The organism is Mycolicibacterium doricum (genome assembly GCF_010728155.1).
Lineage (GTDB): Bacteria > Actinomycetota > Actinomycetes > Mycobacteriales > Mycobacteriaceae > Mycobacterium > Mycobacterium doricum.
Genome location: NZ_AP022605.1, coordinates 2,299,650 through 2,322,141, shown reverse-complemented (window position 1 = coordinate 2,322,141; position 22,492 = coordinate 2,299,650). Strand labels below are relative to the sequence as shown.

Genomic DNA, 22,492 nt, shown 5'->3' with positions numbered 1-22,492 from the left:
TGCAGGAGGCGGCGATGGCGCAGGAGCAGACCAAGCGTGGCGGCGGTGGCGAGGACGACGACCTCTCCGGCGGCGCCGGCGCCGGGCAGGAGCGTCGCGAAAAGCTCACCGAGGAGACCGACGACCTGCTGGACGAGATAGACGACGTCCTCGAAGAGAACGCCGAGGACTTTGTGCGCGCTTACGTCCAAAAGGGCGGACAGTGACCTGGCCGCACTTCGAGCAGCTGGCCTTCCCTCACCTCCCCGGACATCCACTCCACTCTACGACCCGAGGGGTTCCCTCCGTACCCATGGACTTGTCGTCCTTCTCTGACATGCTGCGCCGCCAGGCGCCGCACCTGCTGCCGTTCGCCGTCGACGCACACGTGACGCCTCACGGCACTTCTACCGACTCGGTGCCTCACGGCACTTCTACCGACTCGCTACCTCACGGCACCACGATCGTCGCGCTGAAATTCCCCGGCGGTGTGGTGATGGCTGGTGACCGGCGCGCCACGCAGGGCAACATGATCGCCAGCCGGGACGTGCAGAAGGTCTACATCACCGACGATTACACGGCGACCGGCATTGCGGGCACTGCTGCCATCGCGGTCGAGTTCGCGCGCCTGTACGCCGTGGAGCTCGAACACTACGAGAAGCTCGAGGGTGTCGCGCTCACATTCGCGGGCAAGGTGAACCGGCTCGCCACCATGGTGCGTGGCAATCTCGGTGCCGCGCTGCAGGGTTTCGTGGCCCTGCCGTTGCTGGCCGGCTTCGATCTCGACGACCCCGATTCGCAGGCTGCGGGGCGCATCGTTTCGTTCGACGCCGCGGGCGGGCACAACCTCGAAGAAGAGGGTTACCAGTCTGTGGGTTCGGGCTCTATCTTCGCCAAGTCCTCGATGAAGAAGCTCTACCACCAGGTGAACGATGCTGATTCGGCGCTGCGCGTGGCCGTCGAGGCGCTCTACGATGCCGCCGACGACGATTCGGCCACCGGCGGGCCGGATCTGGTGCGCGGCATCTTCCCGACCGCCGTGCTGATCACCGCCGACGGGGCCGAAGAGGTCACCCAGGAGAGGATCGCCGAGCTGGCCCGTGAAGTGATCCAGAACCGTTCCCGAGCCGATACTTTCGGCCCTGACGCGCATGCGCCGCGAGGTACAGATTCGTGAGTTTCCCGTATTTCATTTCGCCTGAGCAGGCGATGCGCGAGCGATCCGAGCTCGCACGCAAGGGGATCAGTCGGGGCCGCAGCGTCGTGGCGCTGGCCTATGCCGACGGCGTCTTGTTCGTCGCGGAGAACCCGTCGCGGTCGCTGCAGAAGGTCAGCGAACTGTACGACCGCGTCGGCTTCGCCGCGGTCGGGCGGTTCAACGAGTTCAACAACCTGCGCAGCGGCGGGATCCGGTTCGCCGACACCCAGGGCTACGCCTATTCGCGCCGCGACGTGACCGGCCGCCAACTGGCCAACGTCTACGCGCAGACCCTCGGCACGATCTTCACCGAACAGGCCAAGCCCTACGAGGTCGAGTTGTGTGTGGCCGAGGTGGCCCACTTCGGCGAGTCCAAAGCCCCGGAGCTGTACCGGATCACCTACGACGGGTCGATTGCCGACGAACCCCACTTCGTGGTGATGGGTGGGACGACCGAGCCCATCATCGCCAAGCTCAACGACTCCTACACCGAGAAGGCTGAACTCGCCGACGCGGTGCGCATCGCCGTCGACGCCCTCGAGTCCGGTGGTAACGGCTCCGAAACCCGCACGCTGGGTCCGTCGACTCTCGAGGTCGCCATCCTCGACGCCAACCGGCCCCGTCGGGCGTTTCGCCGGATCACCGGACCAGCCCTGGAAGCACTCCTGCCGCAACGGGATCCGGCACCGTCCGGGGATGCGACGGAGAAACCCGCCGAGTGACCCACCGGATGGGCTAGCGCCGCCAGGCGGAGTGCAGGATCGCGGTCAGCGCGGCGATCCGTGCCGCGCGCACCACGCCCACCAGCGGACGCAGTGCGTCGTTGGCGATCTGCACCTCCGACGAGTTCTGCAGGCCAATCGGCATGAGTCCAGAGCTCACCGTGATGATCGCGTACACGTGGGCGGCGTTCTCCAGCACCCGCACGGCTCGGTTCGGTGTGTGCTCCGGCAGGCGGTGCCCCCGCCCGGACTCCAGCGCCTGTTCGACCAGACCCCGCGGATCGTCGACGTCGGCACCACCACCCATACCGGCACGCAGGGTGCCGAGGGCCTCGGCGGCCGCACGTACCGCCGAACGTAGTTCGTACTCCGCCTCACCGAGGTCGATGTGCGCGGCGAGCGGCGTCGCAGGCGCCGAATAGACTGTCCACGACAGCGCCGACACCTCGGGATCGAGCCCGGAATCGTCGCTGTCGTCGTCGTCGAACTCGAAATCGGGGACAAGACCCACCGCGGTCGACGGGAGGTGTGGGTCGGTGACGATGAGCGCCTCGCCGACGGCGATCGCATCGCGTTGGAATTGGGTGCCCGCTGGCAGTCCGCGCACATCACCGGGTACCGGAAGGGCGACGGACAGCGAAGGGCCGGATGGTGCGGGACCGGCCGCGGTGCGCAGCGTCTGCAACAGCGATACCGCGCCGGTGCCGTTGAGATCGGGCCACGGCAGACCGGTCCGGCCCGCCGCGGCGGAATCGTAGGCGGTCACGGAATGCCTTGGCGCCCAAACGGAGAGCGAGTCGAGCACGTCGTCGGGCGCGGCGGTACCCGCGAGCCACGAATTGGCCCACACCGCCAGCGTTGCACTGGGACACCACATGATGCCCGCAGTGTAGTTGTTCGCCGCTGGAGTAGCCGCTCACGCGTTACGCTGGCGTCATGCCCGTTTGGCTGATCTGGCTCGTCCTCGCGATCGTGCTGGCCGGGGCAGAGGCGCTCACCGGTGACATGTTCCTGCTCATGCTGTCCGGTGGTGCGTTGGCGGCCACGGGGACAAGTTGGTTGTTCGACTGGCCGATCTGGGCCGACGGCGTGGTGTTCCTGCTGGTGTCGGTGCTGTTGCTGGGGGTGGTCCGGCCGGTGTTGCGGAGACGCTTCTACTCCGGCGTCGGGCTGCCGGAGCCCGCCAAGGCGCTGGAAGGCAAGACCGCACTGGTGCTCGACCGGGTCGCCCGGCACGTCGGCCAGGTCAAGCTCGAGGGCGAGGTCTGGACGGCCCGGCCGCTGGATGACAACGATGTGTACGAACCGGGCGACCAGGTGACCGTCATGCGGATCGACGGCGCCACCGCGGTGGTCTGGAAGAACCCCTAGCGAAGGAAGTCCGATATGGATGGTGCCGTCGCCGGCCTGGTCCTGTTGTTGGTGCTGGTCGTGTTCGCCGTCATCGTGGTGGCGAAATCGGTCGCGCTGATCCCGCAGGCGGAGGCCGCAGTCATCGAACGACTCGGCCGCTACAGCCGCACGGTCAGCGGCCAGCTCACGCTGCTTATCCCGTTCATCGACAAGATCCGCGCCCGGGTGGACCTGCGCGAGCGGGTGGTGTCCTTCCCGCCCCAGCCGGTGATCACCGAGGACAACCTGACGGTCGCGATCGATACCGTCGTCTACTTCCAGGTCACCGAGCCGCAGGCTGCCGTCTACCAGATCAGCAACTACATCGTCGGCGTCGAGCAGCTCACCACCACCACGCTGCGCAACCTGGTCGGTGGGATGACGCTGGAGCAGACACTGACCTCGCGCGACCAGATCAACACCGCGCTGCGCGGGGTGCTCGACGAGGCCACCAACCGGTGGGGTCTGCGGGTGGCCCGCGTCGAACTGCGCGCGATCGACCCGCCCCCCTCGATCCAGGACTCGATGGAGAAGCAGATGCGCGCCGACCGCGAGAAGCGGGCGATGATCCTGACCGCCGAAGGCAGCCGCGAAGCGGCCATCAAACAGGCGGAAGGTCAGAAGCAGGCGCAGATCCTCGCCGCCGAGGGCGCCAAACAGGCCGCGATCCTCGGCGCCGAGGCCGAGCGCCAGTCACGGATGCTGCGGGCGCAGGGTGAGCGGGCCGCGGCCTACCTGCAGGCCCAGGGGCAGGCGAAGGCCATCGAGAAGACGTTCGCGGCCATCAAGGCGGCCCGGCCGACCCCCGAACTGCTGGCCTACCAGTACCTCCAGACGCTGCCGGAGATGGCCAGGGGCGAAGCGAACAAGGTCTGGGTGGTGCCCAGCGATTTCGCCGGCGCACTGGGCGGTTTCACGAAACTGCTGGGGGCCCCGGGAGAGGATGGTGTCATCCGCTACACCCCCTCGCCCGACGATGACCGGCCGCCAGCCGAGGACGACTGGGAGGAAGTGGCCGATTGGTTCTCCACCGAGACCGATCCCGCGATCGCGCAGGCGGTCGCCGAGGCCGAGGCGCAGGCCCGTACCCCGGTACAGGGGCCCGGCCTGCTTTCGTCCACCGAGCCGCTCAGCGAGCTGAACGCACCCCGCCACGGCAGCGCTGACCAATGAACGCACTGAATTCCAGGCGGACCTACGCCGTGCTCGCGGCGATGCAGGCCGTCGACGCGGTGGCCTGTGTCAAACCGATCGCGCCGATCAAGAAGACATTCGACGACGTCGGGCTCCCGGAGAATCTGCGGCCGCTCATCCCGGTCGTCAAGGCGGCGAGCGCGGTCGGTTTGCTGTCGGTGTTCGGCTGGCCACCGCTGGCGCGACTGACCACCTTCATGCTGACGATCTACTTCATGCTCGCGGCCGGTTCCCACCTTCGGGTCCGGGACTGGAGCCCTGGGCTGGTCGCCTCGTCGTCGCTGCTCGTGCTCTTCGGCGCGATGACCGTGAAGGGTCCCGCGCGCGTCACCCGGTGACGAAGTCCCGCAGCACCTCGGCGGGAGACCGGCCCTCGAGATCAATTCGTCGCCAGCCGTTCCCGTCGTCGCTGACGGCGACCGAGCCGCCGTTGATTGCGAGGTGGCGGCGCGGCAACCCGGCCCGGTGACGGATGACGACGGTGAGTTCGGCAGAGGCGTCGATGCTCACCTCGCCGGCGTGCAGCGCGAGGAACGCGCGACCGTCGACGATCGCCACCTCGACGTGGCATCCCGGTGCGGCGAAGTAGAGCACGCTGCGCTGCGCTGCGGTCCGACGTTGACCACGGTGATCGCCGGGTCGGCGGCGAGCACGGAAGCGACCGCGTCGAAGTAGGCCGCCGTTTCCGCGTGCCCAGGGGCATCGCTCCCGCCGACACGCGCACGGTGCAGACGCCGACCCAGCGCCAGAACGTCTTCGCGGCCGAAGTACGTGGTCGTGCCCAGCGCGCCGTCGAGCATCGCCGGATCACCGCCGGCCCCGGCGGTCAGATGGCCCAGTTCGGCCAGCGCGATCTCGGTGTAGACCTCGGCAGTCATGGTCAGAAGAGCCTGCCGAAGAAGTCTTTGACCTTCTCGGCGGTGGTGTCCATTTTGTCGGAGATCATGTTGGCCACCCCGATCGGTCCCTCATAGCGACGACTCAGCATGTCCCGCTGAGCGGTGGTTAGATCCTCGGCGTCGCGGCCGAACATGTGGTGGGAGCCCATGTCGAGTACCTCGTCGTAATCTTTCTCGCCGAGCGGAATCGTGGCCTCGATGAAGCCGCCCGCCACGCCGAGGGCAAGGCCGAGCGGATTGGTCGGCAGCTTGGCCAGGTCGGCCAGCCCGAGGATCAGCGAGCTCATCCCGAGCCCACCGACGATGCGTCGCCCGCCGGTGTCCTCGCCCAGCAGGTCCGCCACGTCGCCACCGGATCCCAGCACGCCGAGGCCCGTCATGACCTGGCCGATCGGACCGGGCAGCTTCGACCCGCTGATGGTTTCGAAATATCCGGCTGCGGTGGACAAGACGTTGTTCGTGTCGAACAGGTCCTCGGCCGAGAACACGTCCGCCCGTCCGGTCTGCACATCTGCGCAGACCACCCCACCGGCCACCTCCTGCTCGAGCGCGTTTCGGCGCAGCGCCGCGGCGGCGTTGTCGAGTCCCGCCGCGGCGGAAGCCAGGTGTTGAGAACCCTCATAGCGCCACTGCTGTCCGAAGCGCTCGGCGTCCGGTCCGCGCGACCCCAGCGGCAGGCCGAGCTGCTGGCCCAACACCATGCGCACCGAGTCGAGCCGGCGGGCGGCCCTGGCCCATTTCGTCGGCCAATGTCCGCAGGTCTCCGACGTCCGCCCCAAGTACCGCCATGGCCAGCAATGTAGCGGCGGCAGTATGCATCCGCGTCGGTTAAGGGCGGAGTTCGCACCTTCGGGGGACACCGACGGTAAGCCTGCGCTGCAAGCGGTTCTCGTAGAACAGCACCACCACGCCGATGCTCGCGGTGGCCGCGGAGATGAGCACCAGCAGCGGATTGACCTGGCCGGTAAGCGCGTCGCCGAGGATCACCACCGCCGCGGTGCCCGGCACCATACCGAAGAGGGTCGCCAGCGAATAGGGGAGCAGTCGGACCGCCGACGCGCCCGCGGCGTAGTTCAGTACGGCGAACGGCACGGCCGGGATCAGCCGCAGTGCGATCACCGACGGCCAGCCGCGACGCCGCAGCCGCACGTCGATGCGGTCGACGGCGGGGTGGCTGACCAGGTTGTTCAGCTGCCAGCCCAGCGCGCGGATCAACAGGACCGCGAGCAGCGCGCTGACGGTGCTCGCCGCCACCGCGATCGCGATGCCCAGCAGCGGGCCGAAAAGCAGCCCGGCGGCGAGGGTGAAGGCCGTTCGGGGGAACGGAAACGTCGTCACCACGACGTGGGTGGCCAGGAATACGAGAGGGAACCAGGCGCCAACCGACGTCGCCCAGTCGCGCAGCTCCAGCGCGTTGGGGATCGGAAGCCACCAGGCGAGTGCGACGAGAATCACAATCGCGGCGGCGAGCGCGATGAGGTGCCGACGCGGTACCTGCAGGTCTGCGGCGGCCACCGTCGCTTGCACTGCCTGCAAGGTCTTGACGACGGCTTTCACATTCACAAAGCCTACGGCTCGGAGCCGTCGGGTGATGCCCGGCACGTCGGCCGACCGGCGGGAAGCACCGTGACCACCATCATTTAGCCTGGTGGGCGGATACGTCAGTCACACGCGGATACGTCAAGTCACACACTGCGACAACAGGAGAATGCCGGTGTCTGTGCAGGGGGCCAGTGCTGTCGAGTCCGGTCTGGCGCAGTGGCGCTCCGCGGTAGCCGGGGTGCTGGCCAAGAGCGCCCGCAAAGATCCCGCCGACCTGCCCGCCGAACCCGAGCGGCTGCTCGATTCGCCGACCTACGACGGTTTCGCGATCCGCCCGCTCTACACCAGCCTCGACGAGCTGCCCGAGCCGCCGCTGCCCGGGCAGTGGCCGTACGTGCGCGGTGCCGACGCCGCGCGCGACGTGAAGTCCGGGTGGAAGGTCGCCGAGACCTTTCCGGCCGCCCCGGGGAGCGCCGCCGAGGCCAACGGTGCGGTGCTGCTCGGCCTCACCGAAGGCGTCAGCGCGCTGGTGCTGCGTGTCGGAGCCGACGGTGTGGCGCCAGCCGACCTCGGACGGCTCCTCGACTCGGTGTTTCTCGACCTGGTCCCGGTACAACTGGAGGCCGGCACCGATTACACCGCCGCCACCGAGGCCCTGCTGGCGCTGTTGACCGATCTCGATGCCGAACAGCGCGAACGGCTCTCGGTGGATTTGGGCGCCGACCCGCTCACCACACCGTTCAGTGACCGGCCGGCCCCGGAGGTGGCGGACGTCGTGTCGACGGCGGCCGGAGTCACCGGCTACGACGGCCACGTGCGGGCCATCACCGTCGACGGACCGGCGCTGCACAACCGGGGGGCGAGCCCCTCCTGGGAACTCGCTGGCGCCGTCGCGGCGGGGGTGTCGTACCTGCGCCTGCTGGACCAGGGCGGGCTCGACATCGCCGACGCCGTACGCCAGATCAGCTTCCGATTCGCCGCCGACGACGACCAGTTCATCACGATCGCGAAGCTGCGGGCCGCGCGGCTGCTGTGGGCCCGCGTGTGCGAGGTCGTCGGCGCCGCCGACGTGGGCGCGGCCACCGTCCACGCGATGTCCTCGCTGCCGATGATGGCCAAGCGTGATCCGTGGGTGAACATGCTTCGCACCACCCTGGCGGCCTTCTCCGCCGGCGTCGGCGGAGCGGACACCGTGCTGGTGCACCCGTTTGACGTGGCGATCCCGGACGGCTTCCCCGGCACCTCACGGACGTTCGCCCGCCGCATCGCCCGCAATACCCAGTTGCTGCTGCTCGAGGAATCCCACATCGGCCGGGTGCTCGATCCGGCGGGCGGCTCGTGGTTCGTCGAGGATCTGACCGCTCGGTTGGCCGAGCAGGCGTGGAGCCACTTCCAGGACATCGAGGCCCGCGGGGGGTTCGTCGCCGCGCACCATCACGTCGCCGAGCAGATCGCCGAGATCGCCGCCCGGCGCGCCGACGACATCGCGCATCGACGCACTGCGCTGACCGGAGTCAACGAGTACCCGAACATCGACGAACCCGCGCTGCCGCCGGGTGAGGCGTTGACGGCCGTCGCCCGCTACGCGGCCGGGTTCGAGGCGCTGCGCGACCGCTCCGACGCATTCATGGAGAGCACCGGGGCCCGCCCGATGGTGCTGCTGCTGCCGCTCGGTCCGCTGGCCGAACACAACATCCGCGCCACGTTCGCCACCAACCTGCTCGCCTCCGGCGGGATCGAGGCCGTCAATCCGGGCACCGTCGGCGCTGCCGATGTCGCGCAGGCGGTGGCGGCCGCGGGCAGCCCGTCGGTTGCGGTGATCTGCGGCACCGATGCGCGCTACGGCACCGACGCCGCCGGTGTGGTGGCGGCCGCCCGTGCGGCCGGTGTCACCCGCGTCTACCTCGCCGGCCCGGAGAAAGCCCTGGGTGAGTGGGCGGAGGCGGACCCGAAGCCTGACGAGTACCTGACCGCCAAGATCGACGCGGTCGCGGCCCTGTCGAACCTCCTCGCCCGATTGGGGGCCTGAGATGACCGCCAACGACCTCGCCGGCACGCCGGCTCCGGCAGCCCCAGGAGTCAGGAGCTTCGCCGACGTCCCACTGCACGGTGAGCACACCGGCGCACCGCCGAACGACGCGGCCGTCGCCGACCACATCGCAGCCGCCGCTGCCGCGCACGGGTACACCCCTGAGCAACTCGACTGGGTGACACCCGAGGGCATCGACGTCAAACCCGTCTATGTCGCCGCCGACCGCGCTGCCGCCGCCGCGGCGGGCTACCCGCTGGACTCGTTCCCGGGCGCGCCGCCGTTCCTGCGGGGGCCGTACCCGACGATGTACGTCAACCAGCCCTGGACCATCAGGCAGTACGCCGGCTTTTCGACCGCCGCCGAGTCGAACGCGTTTTACCGGCGCAACCTGGCGGCCGGCCAGAAGGGTCTCTCCGTGGCGTTCGACCTAGCCACCCACCGCGGATACGACTCCGACCACCCGCGGGTGCAGGGAGACGTCGGCATGGCTGGGGTGGCCATCGACTCCATCCTCGACATGCGGCAGCTCTTCGACGGCATCGACCTGTCGTCGGTGTCGGTGTCGATGACGATGAACGGCGCAGTGCTGCCGATCCTGGCGCTCTACGTCGTGGCGGCCGAGGAGCAGGGGGTACCGCCGGAGAAGTTGGCCGGGACCATCCAGAACGACATCCTCAAAGAGTTCATGGTGCGCAACACCTACATCTATCCGCCCACGGCGTCAATGCGGATCATCTCGGACATCTTCGGCTACACCAGCGCGAAGATGCCGAAGTTCAACTCGATCTCGATCTCGGGCTACCACATCCAGGAAGCGGGTGCCACGGCCGATTTGGAACTTGCCTACACGCTGGCCGACGGTGTCGAGTACATCAAGGCCGGCCTCGACGCGGGGCTGTCCATCGACCGATTCGCCCCGCGACTGTCCTTCTTCTGGGGCATCGGGATGAACTTCTTCATGGAGGTTGCCAAGCTGCGGGCCGGCCGGCTGCTGTGGAGTGAGCTGGTCGCCGATTTCGACCCGAAGAACGAGAAGTCGCTGTCGCTGCGCACCCACTCGCAGACCTCGGGCTGGTCGCTCACCGCGCAGGATCCCTTCAACAACGTGGCGCGCACCTGCATCGAGGCGATGGCCGCCACCCAGGGGCACACGCAGTCGCTACACACCAACGCCCTCGACGAGGCGCTGGCGCTGCCGACCGACTTCTCGGCCCGCATCGCCCGCAACACCCAGCTGCTGCTGCAGCAGGAGTCTGGCACCACCCGGCCGATCGACCCGTGGGGCGGGTCGTACTACGTCGAATGGCTGACCCACCAGCTGGCCACCGCGGCGCGGATGCACATCGGCGAGGTCGTCGCGCATGGTGGAATGGCACAGGCGATCAGCGAGGGCATCCCGAAGCTGCGCATCGAGGAGGCCGCGGCTCGCACCCAGGCGCGCATCGACTCGGGTGCACAGACCGTGATCGGCGTCAACAAGTACCAGGTGACCGAGGACCACGAGATCGAGGTGCTCAAGGTCGAGAACAGCCGGGTCCGTGCCGAGCAACTCGCCAAGCTGGAGCAGTTGCGCGCCGAACGCGACGAGGACGCCACCCGCACGGCGCTCGACGAGCTGACTCGGGCGGCAGGGGCACAGGGGCCGGCCGGTGAGGACGGGCTGGGCAACAATCTGTTGGCGCTGGCGATCAACGCCGCACGTGCCAAGGCGACCGTGGGGGAGATCTCCGACGCGCTGGAGAAGGTCTACGGCCGCCACGTCGCCGAGATCCGCACGATCTCGGGCGTCTACCGCGACGAAGCCGGGAAGGCCACGAACATGGCGTCCGCCACCGAACTCGTGGAAAAGTTCGCCGAGGCCGACGGCCGCAGGCCCCGCATCCTGGTGGCCAAGATGGGGCAGGACGGCCACGACCGCGGCCAGAAGGTCATCGCCACGGCGTTCGCGGACATCGGGTTCGACGTCGATGTGGGGTCGTTGTTCTCCACACCCGACGAGGTTGCCCAGCAGGCCGCCGACAACGACGTCCACGTCGTAGGCGTCTCGTCGCTGGCCGCTGGGCACCTGACGCTGGTACCCGCGCTCCGCGACGCGCTGGCCGCGGTGGGCCGGCCCGACATCATGGTGGTCGTCGGCGGGGTGATTCCGCCCGGCGACTTCGATGAGCTCCGCGCTGCCGGTGCCGCGGCCATCTTCCCGCCGGGAACCGTGATCGCCGACGCCGCTACGGGGCTGCTGCACAAGCTCGCCGAGCGGCTCGGCTACGACCTGACCGCCTGACATGCCGGTTCCGACCGTCGCCGAGCTGTCCGCAGCGATCCGCAGCGGTGACCGGTCCGCACTGGCGAAGGGGATCACGCTTGTCGAGTCGGCCCGCGCCGACCACCGCGAGCGGGCGCAGGAGCTGCTGCTGGAGCTGATGCCGCAGGCGGGGGAATCGATGCACGTGGGCATCACCGGGGTGCCGGGCGTCGGGAAATCGACCGCGATCGAAGCGCTTGGCATGTACCTCGTCGAGCAGGGGCACCGGGTCGCGGTGCTGGCGGTGGATCCGTCGTCGACCCGGACGGGCGGCTCGATCCTCGGGGACAAGACGCGGATGGCCAGGCTCGCCGTACATCCCGACGCCTACATCCGCCCGTCACCCACCTCGGGCACTCTCGGCGGGGTGGCAAAGGCCACCCGCGAGACGATCGTGCTGCTCGAGGCAGCCGGATACGACGTGGTCCTGGTCGAGACCGTCGGCGTGGGACAGTCCGAGGTGACGGTGGCGAACATGGTCGACACGTTCGTGTTCCTGACGCTGGCCCGCACCGGTGACCAGCTGCAGGGCATCAAGAAGGGCGTGCTCGAACTCGCCGACATCGTCGTTGTGAACAAGGCCGACGGCGAGCACGCCACGGAGGCGAAGTCCGCGGCCCGTGAGCTGACCGCCGCATTGCGGCTGATCTATCCCCGCGAGACGCTGTGGCGCCCGCCGGTGCTGACGATGAGCGCACTGCACGACGAGGGGGTGCGTGAGCTGTGGGACAAGGTGCTCCAACATCGCGACGTGCTGCGCGAAGCGGGGCAGTTCGAGAGCCGTCGGCGTACGCAGCAGGTCGAGTGGACCTGGTCGATGGTCCGTGACGCGGTCCTCGACCGCGTGCTGACCCATCCCGAGGTGCGCCGAATCCGCGCCGAGGTGGAACGTCAGGTTCGCGACGGTGAACTTACCCCGGCGCTGGCCGCCCGCCAGATCCTCGACGCCGCTCACTGGTCCGGGGCCTGACCTGGCCGTTGACGTTCGATAACAATCTGTTCAATCAACTCGTGGTGTGGGCACATCGATACCCCTGGGCACATCCATACCCCTGAGGAACCTCTCAGCCGTTCTCCGGCCGTCACTTGGAGGCGGGGCGTACACGGGAGGGCGACATCCCGTTTCTCGACGCGGAGATCGCGTCGTCGGCCAACGGCGTCGCGACGGCAACCTCGGCCTCCTGCTGGCCGTCCCAAACCGATTGCCGGGTAGGGTCGCCAATCCCCTCCTGTGCATCCCTCGGGGACCGGTTGTGGGCCATCTCACCAGAATTGCTGACGACGGATGTTCTCCTTGGAAGCCTTTGCGCGCCAAGGGAAAACGTTCTTACCCTGACGGGCTAGCGGCTTCGCGGACGGTGGCGCGTCAGGGTCTGAACGCCTCTGCCGATGGCGGCAATCGCGACAACGTTGTTATTCACCCCCGGGTTGCCATTGCCCACAAGTGCTGCCTTGCGCACAGAATCAGCACACCGAGGGCCGTCCGCCGACCGTCTGCCCGGCCACGGTGATGTTGACCGCGCAAATACGCTGTGGGCTGCTCAAACAAGATCGGCCACGCCGGATGCCGTCCGGCTGACCATCAGGATTTGGCACTGTCGATTCATTTACAGCAACGACAATAGCTTCCCTTTAAAGTTTGCTGACTTTTTGCATAGCGAAGAACATGAGAAGAACCCAAGAAAGCGCCAAGTTCGACACCAATGTCAAATAGCGGAATAACCGCAGTTCATAGGCACTGCAGGTACGTGAGACTGCGGTGTTGACCTTGCTCGTGTAACGTTTTGGCCGCGAACATTGATTTGGCCACAGCCTAGAAAGATTTGCTCGGTACGTGCACCTGAGTCGGCTCTAGCGGTTACGCTCCGACTCGGCGCCAACGAACGCCGTAGAGACGTAGAGGGGAGCGGACGGAGCACGCCGAGAAGTGCTGAATTTGCGAACCTATCGATTTTCAAGCCGTCCCGACACTTCACGTATCCCGTTCCCAGAAGAGGTTTGTACACGTGGTCGATGCACCGGTCACTCCCATCGCCATCATCGGAATGGCCTGCCGGCTGCCCGGGGGAATCGACTCCCCTGAGCGGTTATGGGAGGCGCTGCTGCGCGGCGACGACTTCGTCGCCGAGGTCCCGCTGGACCGGTGGGATGCCGAGGAGTTCTACGACCCCGAGCCCGGCGTACCGGGACGATCGGTGTCGAAGTGGGGCGCCTTCCTCGACGACGTGGCCGGCTTCGATGCCGAGTTCTTCGGTATCAGCGAGCGTGAAGCGACAGCCATCGACCCGCAGCACCGGCTACTACTCGAGACTGCCTGGGAAGCCGTCGAGCACGCCGGCATGGATCCCGGCACCCTGAACGAATCACTGACCGGTGTCTTCATCGGTATGACGCACGGTGACTACCAGCTCGTGGCCGCCGACGCCAACGCCATCGAAGGACCCTACGGCTTCACCGGCAACAACTACAGCCTCGCCTCCGGCCGCATCTCCTACGCCATGGGCTTGCATGGTCCCGCGTACACCGTCGACTCTGCCTGCTCGTCGAGCCTTCTGGCCGTCCACATGGCCTGCCGCAGCCTGCACGACGGCGAGAGCGACATGGCGCTCGCCGGTGGGGTCTCGATCATGCTGGAGCCGCGCAAGATGTCCTCCGGCTCAGCTCAGGGGATGCTCTCGCCGACCGGCCACTGCCACGCCTTCGACGTGGACGCCGACGGGTTCGTCTCCGGCGAGGCTTCGGTGATCCTCATGTTCAAGCGGCTCGCGGACGCCGAGCGTGACGGGGACCGCATCCTTGCCGTGGTCAAGGGTTCGGCCGCCAACCAGGACGGTCATACGGTCAACATCGCCACGCCGTCCCGCGATGCGCAGGTCTCGGTCTACCGGGCCGCACTGGCCGCTGCCGGCATGGATCCCGCGACGGTGGGCATGGTCGAGGCGCACGGCACCGGAACCCCGGTCGGTGACCCGATCGAGTACGCCGGCCTCGCGCAGGTGTACGGCGTCGACGCGCCGTGCGCCCTCGGTGCGGTGAAGACCAACTTCGGCCACGGCCAGTCCGCCTCGGGCGCCGTCGGCATGATGAAAGCGATCCTGTCCCTGCAGCACGCAACCGTGCCGCAGAACCTGCACTACACACGCATGCCCGACGAGATGGCACGCATCAGCACCAAGCTGTTCATTCCGCGGGAGATCACCCCCTGGCCGCTCGGTAACCAACAGCCCCGGCGCGCCGCCGTCTCCTCCTACGGGCTCTCCGGCACCAATGTGCACACCGTCCTCCAGCAGGCTCCAGAAGCCCCGGCGCGGGCGGTCGAGCCCACCGACAAAGCGATGCTCTTCCCGCTGTCGGCCACCTCGGCCGAAGAGCTACGGCGCACCGCAGCACGCCTGGCCGACTGGGTGGACGCCCAGTCCGGTGGAGACCTCCGCGATCTCGCCTACACTTTGGCGCGCCGGCGTGGGCACCGCCCGATGCGCACCACCGTCAGTGCCGGCACCCGTGAAGAGCTGATCAAGGCGCTGCGTGAGATCGCCGACGGACAGACGCCCTACCAGCCCGCGGTCGCCAACGGCGAGCGCGGTCCGGTGTGGGTGTTCTCCGGTCAGGGCTCGCAGTGGGCCGGGATGGGCAAAGGCCTGCTGGCCACCGAGTCGGTGTTCGCCGCCGCCGTGGCCGAACTCGAACCGCTGATCGCCCGTGAGTCCGGCTTCTCGGTCACCGAGGCGATGTCCGCACCGGAGAAGGTCACCGGGATCGACCGCGTGCAGCCGACGGTGTTCGCCGTGCAGGTAGCGCTCGCGGCCACCATGAAGTCCTACGGGGTCACCCCCGGGGCCGTCATCGGCCACTCGATGGGTGAGTCGGCCGCGGCTGTCGTCGCCGGCGGCCTGTCGCTGGAGGACGGCGCCAAGGTGATCTGCCGCCGGTCCCGGCTGATGGCGCGTATCGCCGGCTCGGGTGCGATGGCGTCGGTGGAACTGCCCGCGCAACAAGTGCTTTCGGAGTTGGCCGCCCGCGGTATCAGCGATGTGGTGCTCTCCGTCGTGGCCTCTCCGCAGTCCACCGTGGTCGGTGGTGCCAAGGACGCCATCGGAGAACTCGTCGCCGAGTGGGACGCGCGCGGTGTGATGGCCCGCGAGGTTGCCGTCGACGTGGCGTCCCATTCGCCGCAGGTCGACCCGATCCTCGACGAGCTCATCGAGGCGCTCGAGGACATCGAGCCGATGGAGCCCGAGATCCCGTATTACTCGGCCACGCTTTACGATCCGCGTGATCCGGCCGAGTTCGACGCCTACTACTGGGTGGACAACCTGCGGCACGCGGTGCGGTTCTCCGCGGCCGTGCAGGCGGCGCTCGAGGACGGGTTCCGGGTGTTCGGCGAACTCGCCCCGCACCCACTGCTGACCCACGCTGTCGACCAGACCGGCCGCAGCCTCGACATGAGCCTCGCCGCACTGGCCGCGATGCGTCGTGAGCAGGAGCCGCCCGACGGTCTGCTGGGCTTCGTCGCCGACGTCCACAACGCCGGTGGGGCAGTGGACTTCTCGGTGATCTACCCCGACGGGCGTCTGGTCGACGCACCGCTGCCCACCTGGACCCACATCCACCTGATGCTGAGCCGCGACAGCCAGGAACAGGCGCAGGGCGGCTCGACAGTGGCGGTGCACCCGCTGCTCGGCGCGCACGTGCGGCTCCCGGAGCAGCCGGAACGCCACGTATGGCAGGTCGACGTGGGCACCACGACCCAGCCATGGCTGGGCGACCACAAGGTCCACAACGTCGCGGCGCTGCCCGGTGCGGCGTACTGCGAGATGGCGCTCGCCGCCTCACGCACCGTCTTCGGTGACTCCGCCGAGGTCCGAGACATCACCTTCGAGGCAATGCTGCTGCTTGAGGAGCAGACACCGGTCTCCTCGGTCGCCACCGTGAAATGTCCCGGTGTGGCCGACTTCGTGGCGGCGACCTACGACGAGGGTGCGGAGGTGCGGCGGGCCACCGCCGTCCTGCGCGGTGAGGACGCCGCCCAGACCCCGGCCGCCTACGACGTCGACGCACTGCTGACCGCACATCCCGACCGGCGCGAAGGCGACGACCTGCACGCGTGGTTCGCCGAACGCGGCATCTCCTACGGGCAGGCCTTCTCTGGTCTGGTTGCCGCCCACACCCGCGACGACGGCGGCAACACCGTCCTCGCCGAGGTGGCACTGCCCGGCACAATCCGTTCACAGCAGGGCGCATACGGCATCCATCCCGCGCTGCTCGACGCCTGCTTTCAGGCCGTCGGCGCACACTCCGCCCTGCAGGCCGACGTCACTGGGACGCTGATGCTGCCGCTCGGCGTGCGCCGGCTCAGTGCGCACGCTTCCACGCGCAACGCGCACTACTGCTATGTCGCGGTCACCAACGTGAGCGCCGCCGCCGTCGAGGCCGACATCGAGGTGCTCGACGAGGATGGTGCGGTGCTGCTCACCGTGGAGGGTCTTCGCCTCGGCAGCGGCGCCACCGCGGGCGGACACCGCGAGCGGCTGCTCAACGATCGGCTGCTGACCATCGACTGGCGTGCCCAGGACCGGCCGGAGGCCGACCATGTCGAGTCCGGACGCTGGCTGCTCATCGCCACGTCGACCGATGCGCAGCCGGAGGCGGCCCGGTTCGCCGCCGCCCTCAGCGTGTCCGACGCCAAGGTGACCACGACGGTGTGGCCGGTCGACAGCGAGCACGCCGACCATGCCGGGATCGCCACACAGGTGCGCGACCAGCTCATCGCCGACCACCACAGCGGTGTGGCCGTGGTGACCGCTCCCTCGCTCACAGACGCCGCTTCGGGGGACGACGCACCGGCGCTGGGCGCCGACCACGTCCGCCATCTGGTCCGCATCGCGCGCGAACTGCCGGAGATCCCCGGCGCGCCGCCGCGGCTGTTCGTACTGACCCGTAATGCGCAGACCGTGCTCGCCGACGACGTCCCCAACCTCGAGCAGGCCGGCCTGCGCGGTCTCATGCGCGTGCTCGCCATGGAGCACCCGGCGCTGCGGCCGACCCAGGTCGACCTCGATGCCGCCACCGATGCCGCGGCTGTCGCCGCACAGCTGCTGTCCGGTTCGGAGGAAGACGAAACCGCCTGGCGCGGTGGCGAGTTCTACGTCGCGCGACTGGCTCTGAGCCCACTGCGGCCGGAGGAGCGCCGCACCACCGTGGTCGACCACGAAACCGACGGCGTGCGGCTGCAGATCCGCACCCCGGGAGACCTGCAGTCGCTGGAACTGACCGCGTTCGACCGGGTGCCGCCGGGGCCGGGTGAGATCGAGGTCTCGGTGACGGCGTCGAACCTCAACTTCGCCGACGTGCTCGTCGCCTACGGCCGCTACCCGAGCTTCGAAGGCCGGCTGCCGAAGCTGGGCGCCGACTTCGCCGGTGTGGTCACCGGTGTCGGACCGGGTGTCACCGAACACCGGGTCGGCGACCGGGTGGCGGGCATCTCGGCCAACGGCGCCTGGGCGACGTTCCTCACCTGCGACGCCAACCTGGCAGTCAAACTGCCCGCGGGTGTCCCCGAGCACCGGGCGGCCGCGGTGCCCAGCGCGCACGCCACCGCCTGGTACGGCCTGCACGACCTGGCTCGCATCGGGGCTCGCGACAAGGTGCTGATCCACTCCGCGACCGGCGGTGTCGGCCAGGCCGCGGTTGCGATCGCCAAGGCGGCGGGTGCGGAGATCTTCGCCACCGCGGGTTGCCCCGAGCGGCGCAAGCTATTGCGCGACTGGGGGATCGAGCACGTCTACGACTCCCGCAGCAGCGCGTTCGCCGACGAGATCCGTACGGATACGGCTGGCTATGGTGTCGATATCGTGCTGAACTCGTTGCCGGGCGCCGCGCAGCGTGCGGGTCTGGAACTGCTGTCCTTCGGTGGCCGCTTCGTCGAGATCGGCAAGCGCGACATCTACGGCGACAGCAAGATGGGTCTGTTCCCGTTCCGGCGCAACCTGGCGTTCTATGCCGTCGACCTGGCGCTGTTGACGCTGACCAACCCGGACACCATGCGACGCCTGCTGGAGACGATCTATCAGCAGATCGCTGACGAAGTGCTGCCGCTGCCGAAGACTACGCACTACCCGCTGGCCGAGGGTGCGACCGCGATCCGCGTGATGGGCGCGGCCGGACACATCGGCAAGTTGGTGCTCGACGTCCCGAACACCGGGCAGAGCACCGCCGTGGTGCCGCCGCAGAACGCCGAGGTCTTCCGTGGCGACGGCGCCTACGTCGTCACCGGCGGTATGGGCGGGCTCGGACTGTTCCTGGCCGAGAGGATGGCCGCGGGAGGGTGCGGCCGGATCGTGCTCAACGGCCGGTCGGCCCCGAGCGCGCGAGCGGCTGGCGTGATCGACCGCATCCGTGCCCGCGGTACCGAGGTCGAGGTGACGCTCGGCGACATCGCCGATCCGGCCACCGCGCAGCGCGCGGTCGCCGCGGCGACCGCCACCGGCCTGCCGGTGCGCGGTGTGCTGCACGCCGCCGCCGTCGTCGAGGACGCGACGCTGCCCAACATCACCGACGAGCTGCTCCACCGCGACTGGGCTCCCAAGGTCTACGGCGCGTGGAACCTGCACACCGCGCTGCGGGATTCGGGGCAGGGCCACCTTCTGGACTGGTTCTGTTCGTTCTCCTCGGCAGCCGCGATGGTGGGTTCTCCGGGCCAGGGCGCCTACGCCGCCGCCAACAGCTGGCTCGATGCGTTCACGCATTGGCGCAGGACGCAGGGACTGCCTGCCTCCTCGATCGCCTGGGGCGCGTGGGCGGAGATCGGCAAGGGCCAGGGGATGGCCGAGGACACCGCGTTGGCGATCCTGCCCGACGACGGCGCCGACGCCTTCGACGCGCTGCTGCGCTATGACCGCGGCTACTGCGGATATGCGCCGGTTGCCGGCGCTCGGTGGCTGACCGCGTTCGCGCAGACCAGCAAGTTCGCCGAGGCCTTCTCGTCGATCGGCCAGGGTAACGCCGGCACGAGCGCGTTCCTCACCGAGCTCTTCGAGCTGCCACAGGAGCAGTGGCCGGGCCGGTTGCGCAAGCTGGTCGCCGACCAGATCGGACTGATCCTGCGCCGGTCGGTCGACGCCGACCGGCCACTGTCCGAGTACGGCTTGGACTCGCTCGGCACGCTGGAGGTGCGTACCCGCATCGAGAACGAGACGGGTATCCGCATCGGATCGACCGACATCACCACCGTTCGGGCGCTCGCTCAGCGCCTTGCCGACACGCTCGCCGGTGAATCGGCCACATCGAGCTCGTCGTGAGCACGGCTGACATGGCGTCGACGAAGTCGCCCGTGAACACACATGAAGAACGGGAGGTCTGATGGTTGCCATCAAAGCGATCCATGACTGGATCGGCGCCCCCGGTACGCTGGTCTCCTGGAATCCGTCGGCGACGTCGCTGGCCAAGATGGCTGATGCACCGATCAGCCCGGTGCCGGTGAGTTACCAACAGGAGCAGCACATCCGGGGGTACCGCAGACACCTGTCGCAGGGCACGGACATGGCCCGGTTGAACATCCCGGCCTGGGACATGCCGGGTCAGTGCGACCTCCGCGCGATGACCCACGTCATCAACGCCTACATCGGCCGCCACGACACGTACCACAGCCGGTTCGAGTTCACCGAGGCCGACGACGTCATCCGGCGCACGATCCGTACTCCGCGTGACATCAGGTTCGTGCCCACCCAGCACGGCGAAGTGACCGCCGACGAGTGGCGCCGTCATGTCCTGGCCACCCCGGATCCGTTGCAGTGGGACTGCTTCGGTTTCGGCATCATCCAGCGTGCGGACCACTTCACCTTCTACATCAGCGTCGACCACGTGCACACCGATGCCATGTTCATGGGCCTGGTGCTCGTCGAGATCCACATGATGTACGCGACCCTCGTCGGTGGCGGGGCCCCGTTGAAACTGCCCGATGCCGGCAGCTACGACGACTACTGCGTCCGTCAGCGCAAGTACACGGACTCGCTGACGCTGGAATCACCGGAGGTACGGGACTGGGTGCGGTTCGCCCAGAACAACGACGGCACGCTGCCGCACTTCCCGCTGCCGCTCGGCGATCCAGCCGAACCCTGCGCTGGAGAACTGCTTACCGTGCGACTGCTGGACAAGCAGCAGGGCGAGCGGTTCGAAGCGGCCTGCAACGCCGCCGACGCGCGGTTTATCGGTGGCGTTTTCGCCTGCGCGGCGCTGACCGACCAAGAATTCACCGGCAACTCGGAGTACCACACCATCACCCCGACGACCACGCGGCGCACCCCGGCCGAGTTCATGACCACGGGCTGGTTCACCGGGCTGGTGCCGGTCACGGTGTCGGTGGACCGAAACAGCTTCGGGGACACCGCCCGTTCGGCGCAGAAGTCCTTCGACTCCGGGCTGGACCTCTCCCACGTGCCGTTCGAGCGGGTGCTCGAACTCGCCGAGTCGGTGGGCGTTCGCCCTGCCGATCCGGGTGTGCCGATGGTGTCCTACCTCGATGCCGGACTTCCGCCCCTGTCGCCGAGCGTCATCGCCCAGTGGGAGGGGATGAACGGCAAGGTCTACAGTGACGCGCGCGCGGCCTTCCAGGTGGGGATGTGGGTCAACCGCACCGAGCGCCAAACGACGGTGACCGTGGCCTTCCCGGACAACCCGGTTGCCAGGGAGTCGATCAACCGGTACCTGCAGGTGATGACGTCGTGGTACCTGCGCGTGGCGGACGGTGGCGCAGCGGCACCGCTGGCCGGTCGGCACGGTGCCGCCGTGCGCCCGCGCGACGAATTGGTTCCCGTAGTCGGAGGGTGATGTTGTCGACGCAGATCAGTCCGGCGCGCAGGTCTTTTCGCAGTCACGCCAGCAAAATCGAAGAGCGACCCGACGATCGGCTGTCGTATCTCGATCAAGCCCTGTTCCTCGGCCTGCGGGCGACCGGACAGGCCGCCGTCATGCAGTGCGTGTGGGTCTACCAGCGCGCGGTCGATCTGGAGGGTCTGCGCCGGTTCCACCACAACTTCGGTTACGGGCTGGCGGGCAGGCGCATCGAACCGTCGCCCCTGCCGTTCGGCCGTCACCGCTGGGTGTCCTCACTGGGACCGCCGTCGAGGATGGACATCGAGCAGAACCCACGTCCGCGTGCGGAGTTGAGCGACTGGATCGACGAGCGCGCGCAGTTGCCGGTCGACCCGGAGTGGGGTCCGGCGTGGCACATGGGCGTGCTGCCGATGACCGACGGGTCCACCGCCATCAGCCTGGTGGGATCGCACTGCATCGGGGACGGGGGCGGTGCGCTGCTGACCGTCTTCAACGCCGTCACCGGCAGCACCCCGGACTTCGGATACCCGATGCCCGGTGTGCGCACCCGGATGCGCGGCCTGGCCGCCGACGCCCGCCAGACGCTGCGCGACGCCCCCGAGGTGGCGCGGACACTGCTCGCCGCGGTCAGGCTTGCCTACCGGAGGCGTAAGGACTTCCCGCGGTCGGACAAAACCGCGAACGTCTTCGTCGGTCAGGAACACGTTGTGGTGCCGTCGGTTTCGCTCTTCGTCGACGGAGACGATTGGGACGCGCGGGCCGCGGCGCTGGGCGGCAACAGCTATTCGCTGCTGGCAGGATTCGCCGCCACGCTGTCCGAGCGGATCGGTCGTCGTCAGCCCGGCGACGGATTAGTGCCGTTCATCATCCCGATCAACGACCGCTCGCTGGAGGACACCCGCGCGAACGCGGTGAAGCTGGCCAACGCCAGGATCGATCCGCGCGGGGTCACCAGTGACCTCTCCGGCGTGCGGGCGAGGATCAAACAGGCGCTCAAGGCGCTGGGCGAAGAGCCCGACGAGACCCTGGCGCTTCTACCGTTGACACCGTTCATCCCGAAGCGCGCCGTGAAGTCCACCGCCAACGTGGCTTTCGGGTTCTCCGACCTGCCCGTCTCGTGTTCGAATCTTGGTGAGCTCCCGCCCGACATCGGCCGCATTGACGGCACCGACGCGGAGTACGTGATCCTGCGGGGCGTGGACAGCTTCATCCCCCGCTCGGTGCTCGAGCAACGTCGCGGTCTGCTCACCGTGATCGGCGCCAGGGTCGGCGACAAGATCTCCATCGCGGTGATCGGGTACCAGCCCGGCGCCACGAATTCCAAACCCCGTCTACGGGAACTGGCCACGGCGGCGCTGGCGGACTTCGGTCTGACTGCCGCGGTCATCTGAGGGGCCG

Annotated in this window: 17 protein-coding genes; 12 read left to right on the top strand and 5 right to left on the bottom strand. The window is 68.4% G+C overall.

Features of this window, described 5'->3' with window-relative positions:
* The first annotated feature begins 14 nt into the window (after positions 1-14).
* Genes G6N07_RS11360 through prcA form a run of 3 tightly spaced genes read left to right on the top strand, consistent with a single transcriptional unit; the run spans position 15 to position 1,899 of the window.
* The gene (locus tag G6N07_RS11360; protein WP_085187929.1) at positions 15-206 is read left to right on the top strand and encodes a ubiquitin-like protein Pup; all 192 of its coding nucleotides are present in this window, start codon (positions 15-17) and stop codon (positions 204-206) included.
* A complete protein-coding gene (gene prcB / locus G6N07_RS11355; protein ID WP_085187646.1) occupies positions 203-1,156 on the top strand; it encodes a proteasome subunit beta in 954 nt (317 codons plus the stop codon). Before G6N07_RS11360 ends, prcB begins: the two co-directional genes overlap by 4 nt.
* Entirely contained in the window at positions 1,153-1,899 is a 747-nt protein-coding gene (gene prcA / locus G6N07_RS11350; protein WP_085187649.1) for a proteasome subunit alpha, read from the top strand. Before prcB ends, prcA begins: the two co-directional genes overlap by 4 nt.
* Positions 1,900-1,912: 13 nt before the next feature.
* Here the strand turns inward: prcA and G6N07_RS11345 are convergent, their stop codons facing one another.
* Complete coding sequence (locus tag G6N07_RS11345; RefSeq protein WP_085187652.1) at positions 1,913-2,776, bottom strand: Rv1486c family protein; 864 nt, start codon at positions 2,774-2,776, stop codon at positions 1,913-1,915.
* Between the two features lie 59 nt (positions 2,777-2,835).
* Between G6N07_RS11345 and G6N07_RS11340 the strand changes: the two genes are divergently transcribed.
* Genes G6N07_RS11340 through G6N07_RS11330 form a run of 3 tightly spaced genes read left to right on the top strand, consistent with a single transcriptional unit; the run spans position 2,836 to position 4,823 of the window.
* Entirely contained in the window at positions 2,836-3,270 is a 435-nt protein-coding gene (locus tag G6N07_RS11340; RefSeq protein ID WP_085187655.1) for an NfeD family protein, read from the top strand.
* Between the two features lie 15 nt (positions 3,271-3,285).
* Positions 3,286-4,464 (top strand): SPFH domain-containing protein, encoded by a 1,179-nt coding sequence (locus G6N07_RS11335; protein ID WP_085187658.1) that lies wholly within the window; start codon positions 3,286-3,288, stop codon positions 4,462-4,464.
* Positions 4,461-4,823 carry a DoxX family protein gene (locus G6N07_RS11330; RefSeq protein ID WP_085187661.1) on the top strand — a complete coding sequence of 121 codons (363 nt, stop codon included), beginning with the start codon at positions 4,461-4,463 and terminating at the stop codon, positions 4,821-4,823. Before G6N07_RS11335 ends, G6N07_RS11330 begins: the two co-directional genes overlap by 4 nt.
* On the opposite strand, the gene G6N07_RS11325 is transcribed toward G6N07_RS11330, so the two are convergent.
* The 4 genes from G6N07_RS11325 to G6N07_RS11310 all read right to left on the bottom strand — a co-directional run bounded on the left by G6N07_RS11325 (position 4,813) and on the right by G6N07_RS11310 (position 6,941).
* On the bottom strand, positions 4,813-4,995 hold the full coding sequence (locus G6N07_RS11325; RefSeq protein WP_163784177.1) for a hypothetical protein: 183 nt from the start codon (positions 4,993-4,995) through the stop codon (positions 4,813-4,815). The genes G6N07_RS11330 and G6N07_RS11325 overlap by 11 nt on opposite strands.
* Positions 4,992-5,363 carry a hypothetical protein gene (locus G6N07_RS11320; protein WP_085187667.1) on the bottom strand — a complete coding sequence of 124 codons (372 nt, stop codon included), beginning with the start codon at positions 5,361-5,363 and terminating at the stop codon, positions 4,992-4,994. The genes G6N07_RS11325 and G6N07_RS11320 overlap by 4 nt, the downstream gene beginning before the upstream one ends.
* A 2-nt stretch (positions 5,364-5,365) precedes the next feature.
* Positions 5,366-6,085 (bottom strand): hypothetical protein, encoded by a 720-nt coding sequence (locus G6N07_RS11315; protein WP_133055512.1) that lies wholly within the window; start codon positions 6,083-6,085, stop codon positions 5,366-5,368.
* 127 nt (positions 6,086-6,212) lie between these two features.
* The gene (locus tag G6N07_RS11310; protein ID WP_235849505.1) at positions 6,213-6,941 is read right to left on the bottom strand and encodes a TVP38/TMEM64 family protein; all 729 of its coding nucleotides are present in this window, start codon (positions 6,939-6,941) and stop codon (positions 6,213-6,215) included.
* Positions 6,942-7,092: 151 nt separating this feature from the next.
* Between G6N07_RS11310 and mutA the strand changes: the two genes are divergently transcribed.
* The 6 genes from mutA (at position 7,093) to G6N07_RS11280 (ending at position 22,485) form a co-directional block, all read left to right on the top strand.
* Positions 7,093-8,955: a methylmalonyl-CoA mutase small subunit gene (gene mutA / locus G6N07_RS11305; protein WP_179959980.1), complete on the top strand. Its 1,863-nt coding sequence runs from the start codon at positions 7,093-7,095 to the stop codon at positions 8,953-8,955.
* A 1-nt stretch (position 8,956) separates the two neighbouring features.
* Positions 8,957-11,239 carry a methylmalonyl-CoA mutase gene (scpA, locus tag G6N07_RS11300; protein ID WP_085187676.1) on the top strand — a complete coding sequence of 761 codons (2,283 nt, stop codon included), beginning with the start codon at positions 8,957-8,959 and terminating at the stop codon, positions 11,237-11,239.
* A 1-nt stretch (position 11,240) separates the two neighbouring features.
* Complete coding sequence (gene meaB, locus G6N07_RS11295) at positions 11,241-12,230, top strand: methylmalonyl Co-A mutase-associated GTPase MeaB (RefSeq protein ID WP_085187679.1); 990 nt, start codon at positions 11,241-11,243, stop codon at positions 12,228-12,230.
* Positions 12,231-13,266: 1,036 nt separating this feature from the next.
* Entirely contained in the window at positions 13,267-19,560 is a 6,294-nt protein-coding gene (gene pks2 / locus G6N07_RS11290) for a sulfolipid-1 biosynthesis phthioceranic/hydroxyphthioceranic acid synthase (protein ID WP_085187685.1), read from the top strand.
* 61 nt (positions 19,561-19,621) lie between these two features.
* On the top strand, positions 19,622-21,088 hold the full coding sequence (locus G6N07_RS11285) for a condensation domain-containing protein (RefSeq protein WP_085187688.1): 1,467 nt from the start codon (positions 19,622-19,624) through the stop codon (positions 21,086-21,088).
* Entirely contained in the window at positions 21,088-22,485 is a 1,398-nt protein-coding gene (locus tag G6N07_RS11280; RefSeq protein ID WP_085187935.1) for a hypothetical protein, read from the top strand. The genes G6N07_RS11285 and G6N07_RS11280 overlap by 1 nt, the downstream gene beginning before the upstream one ends.
* Positions 22,486-22,492: the final 7 nt, after the last annotated feature.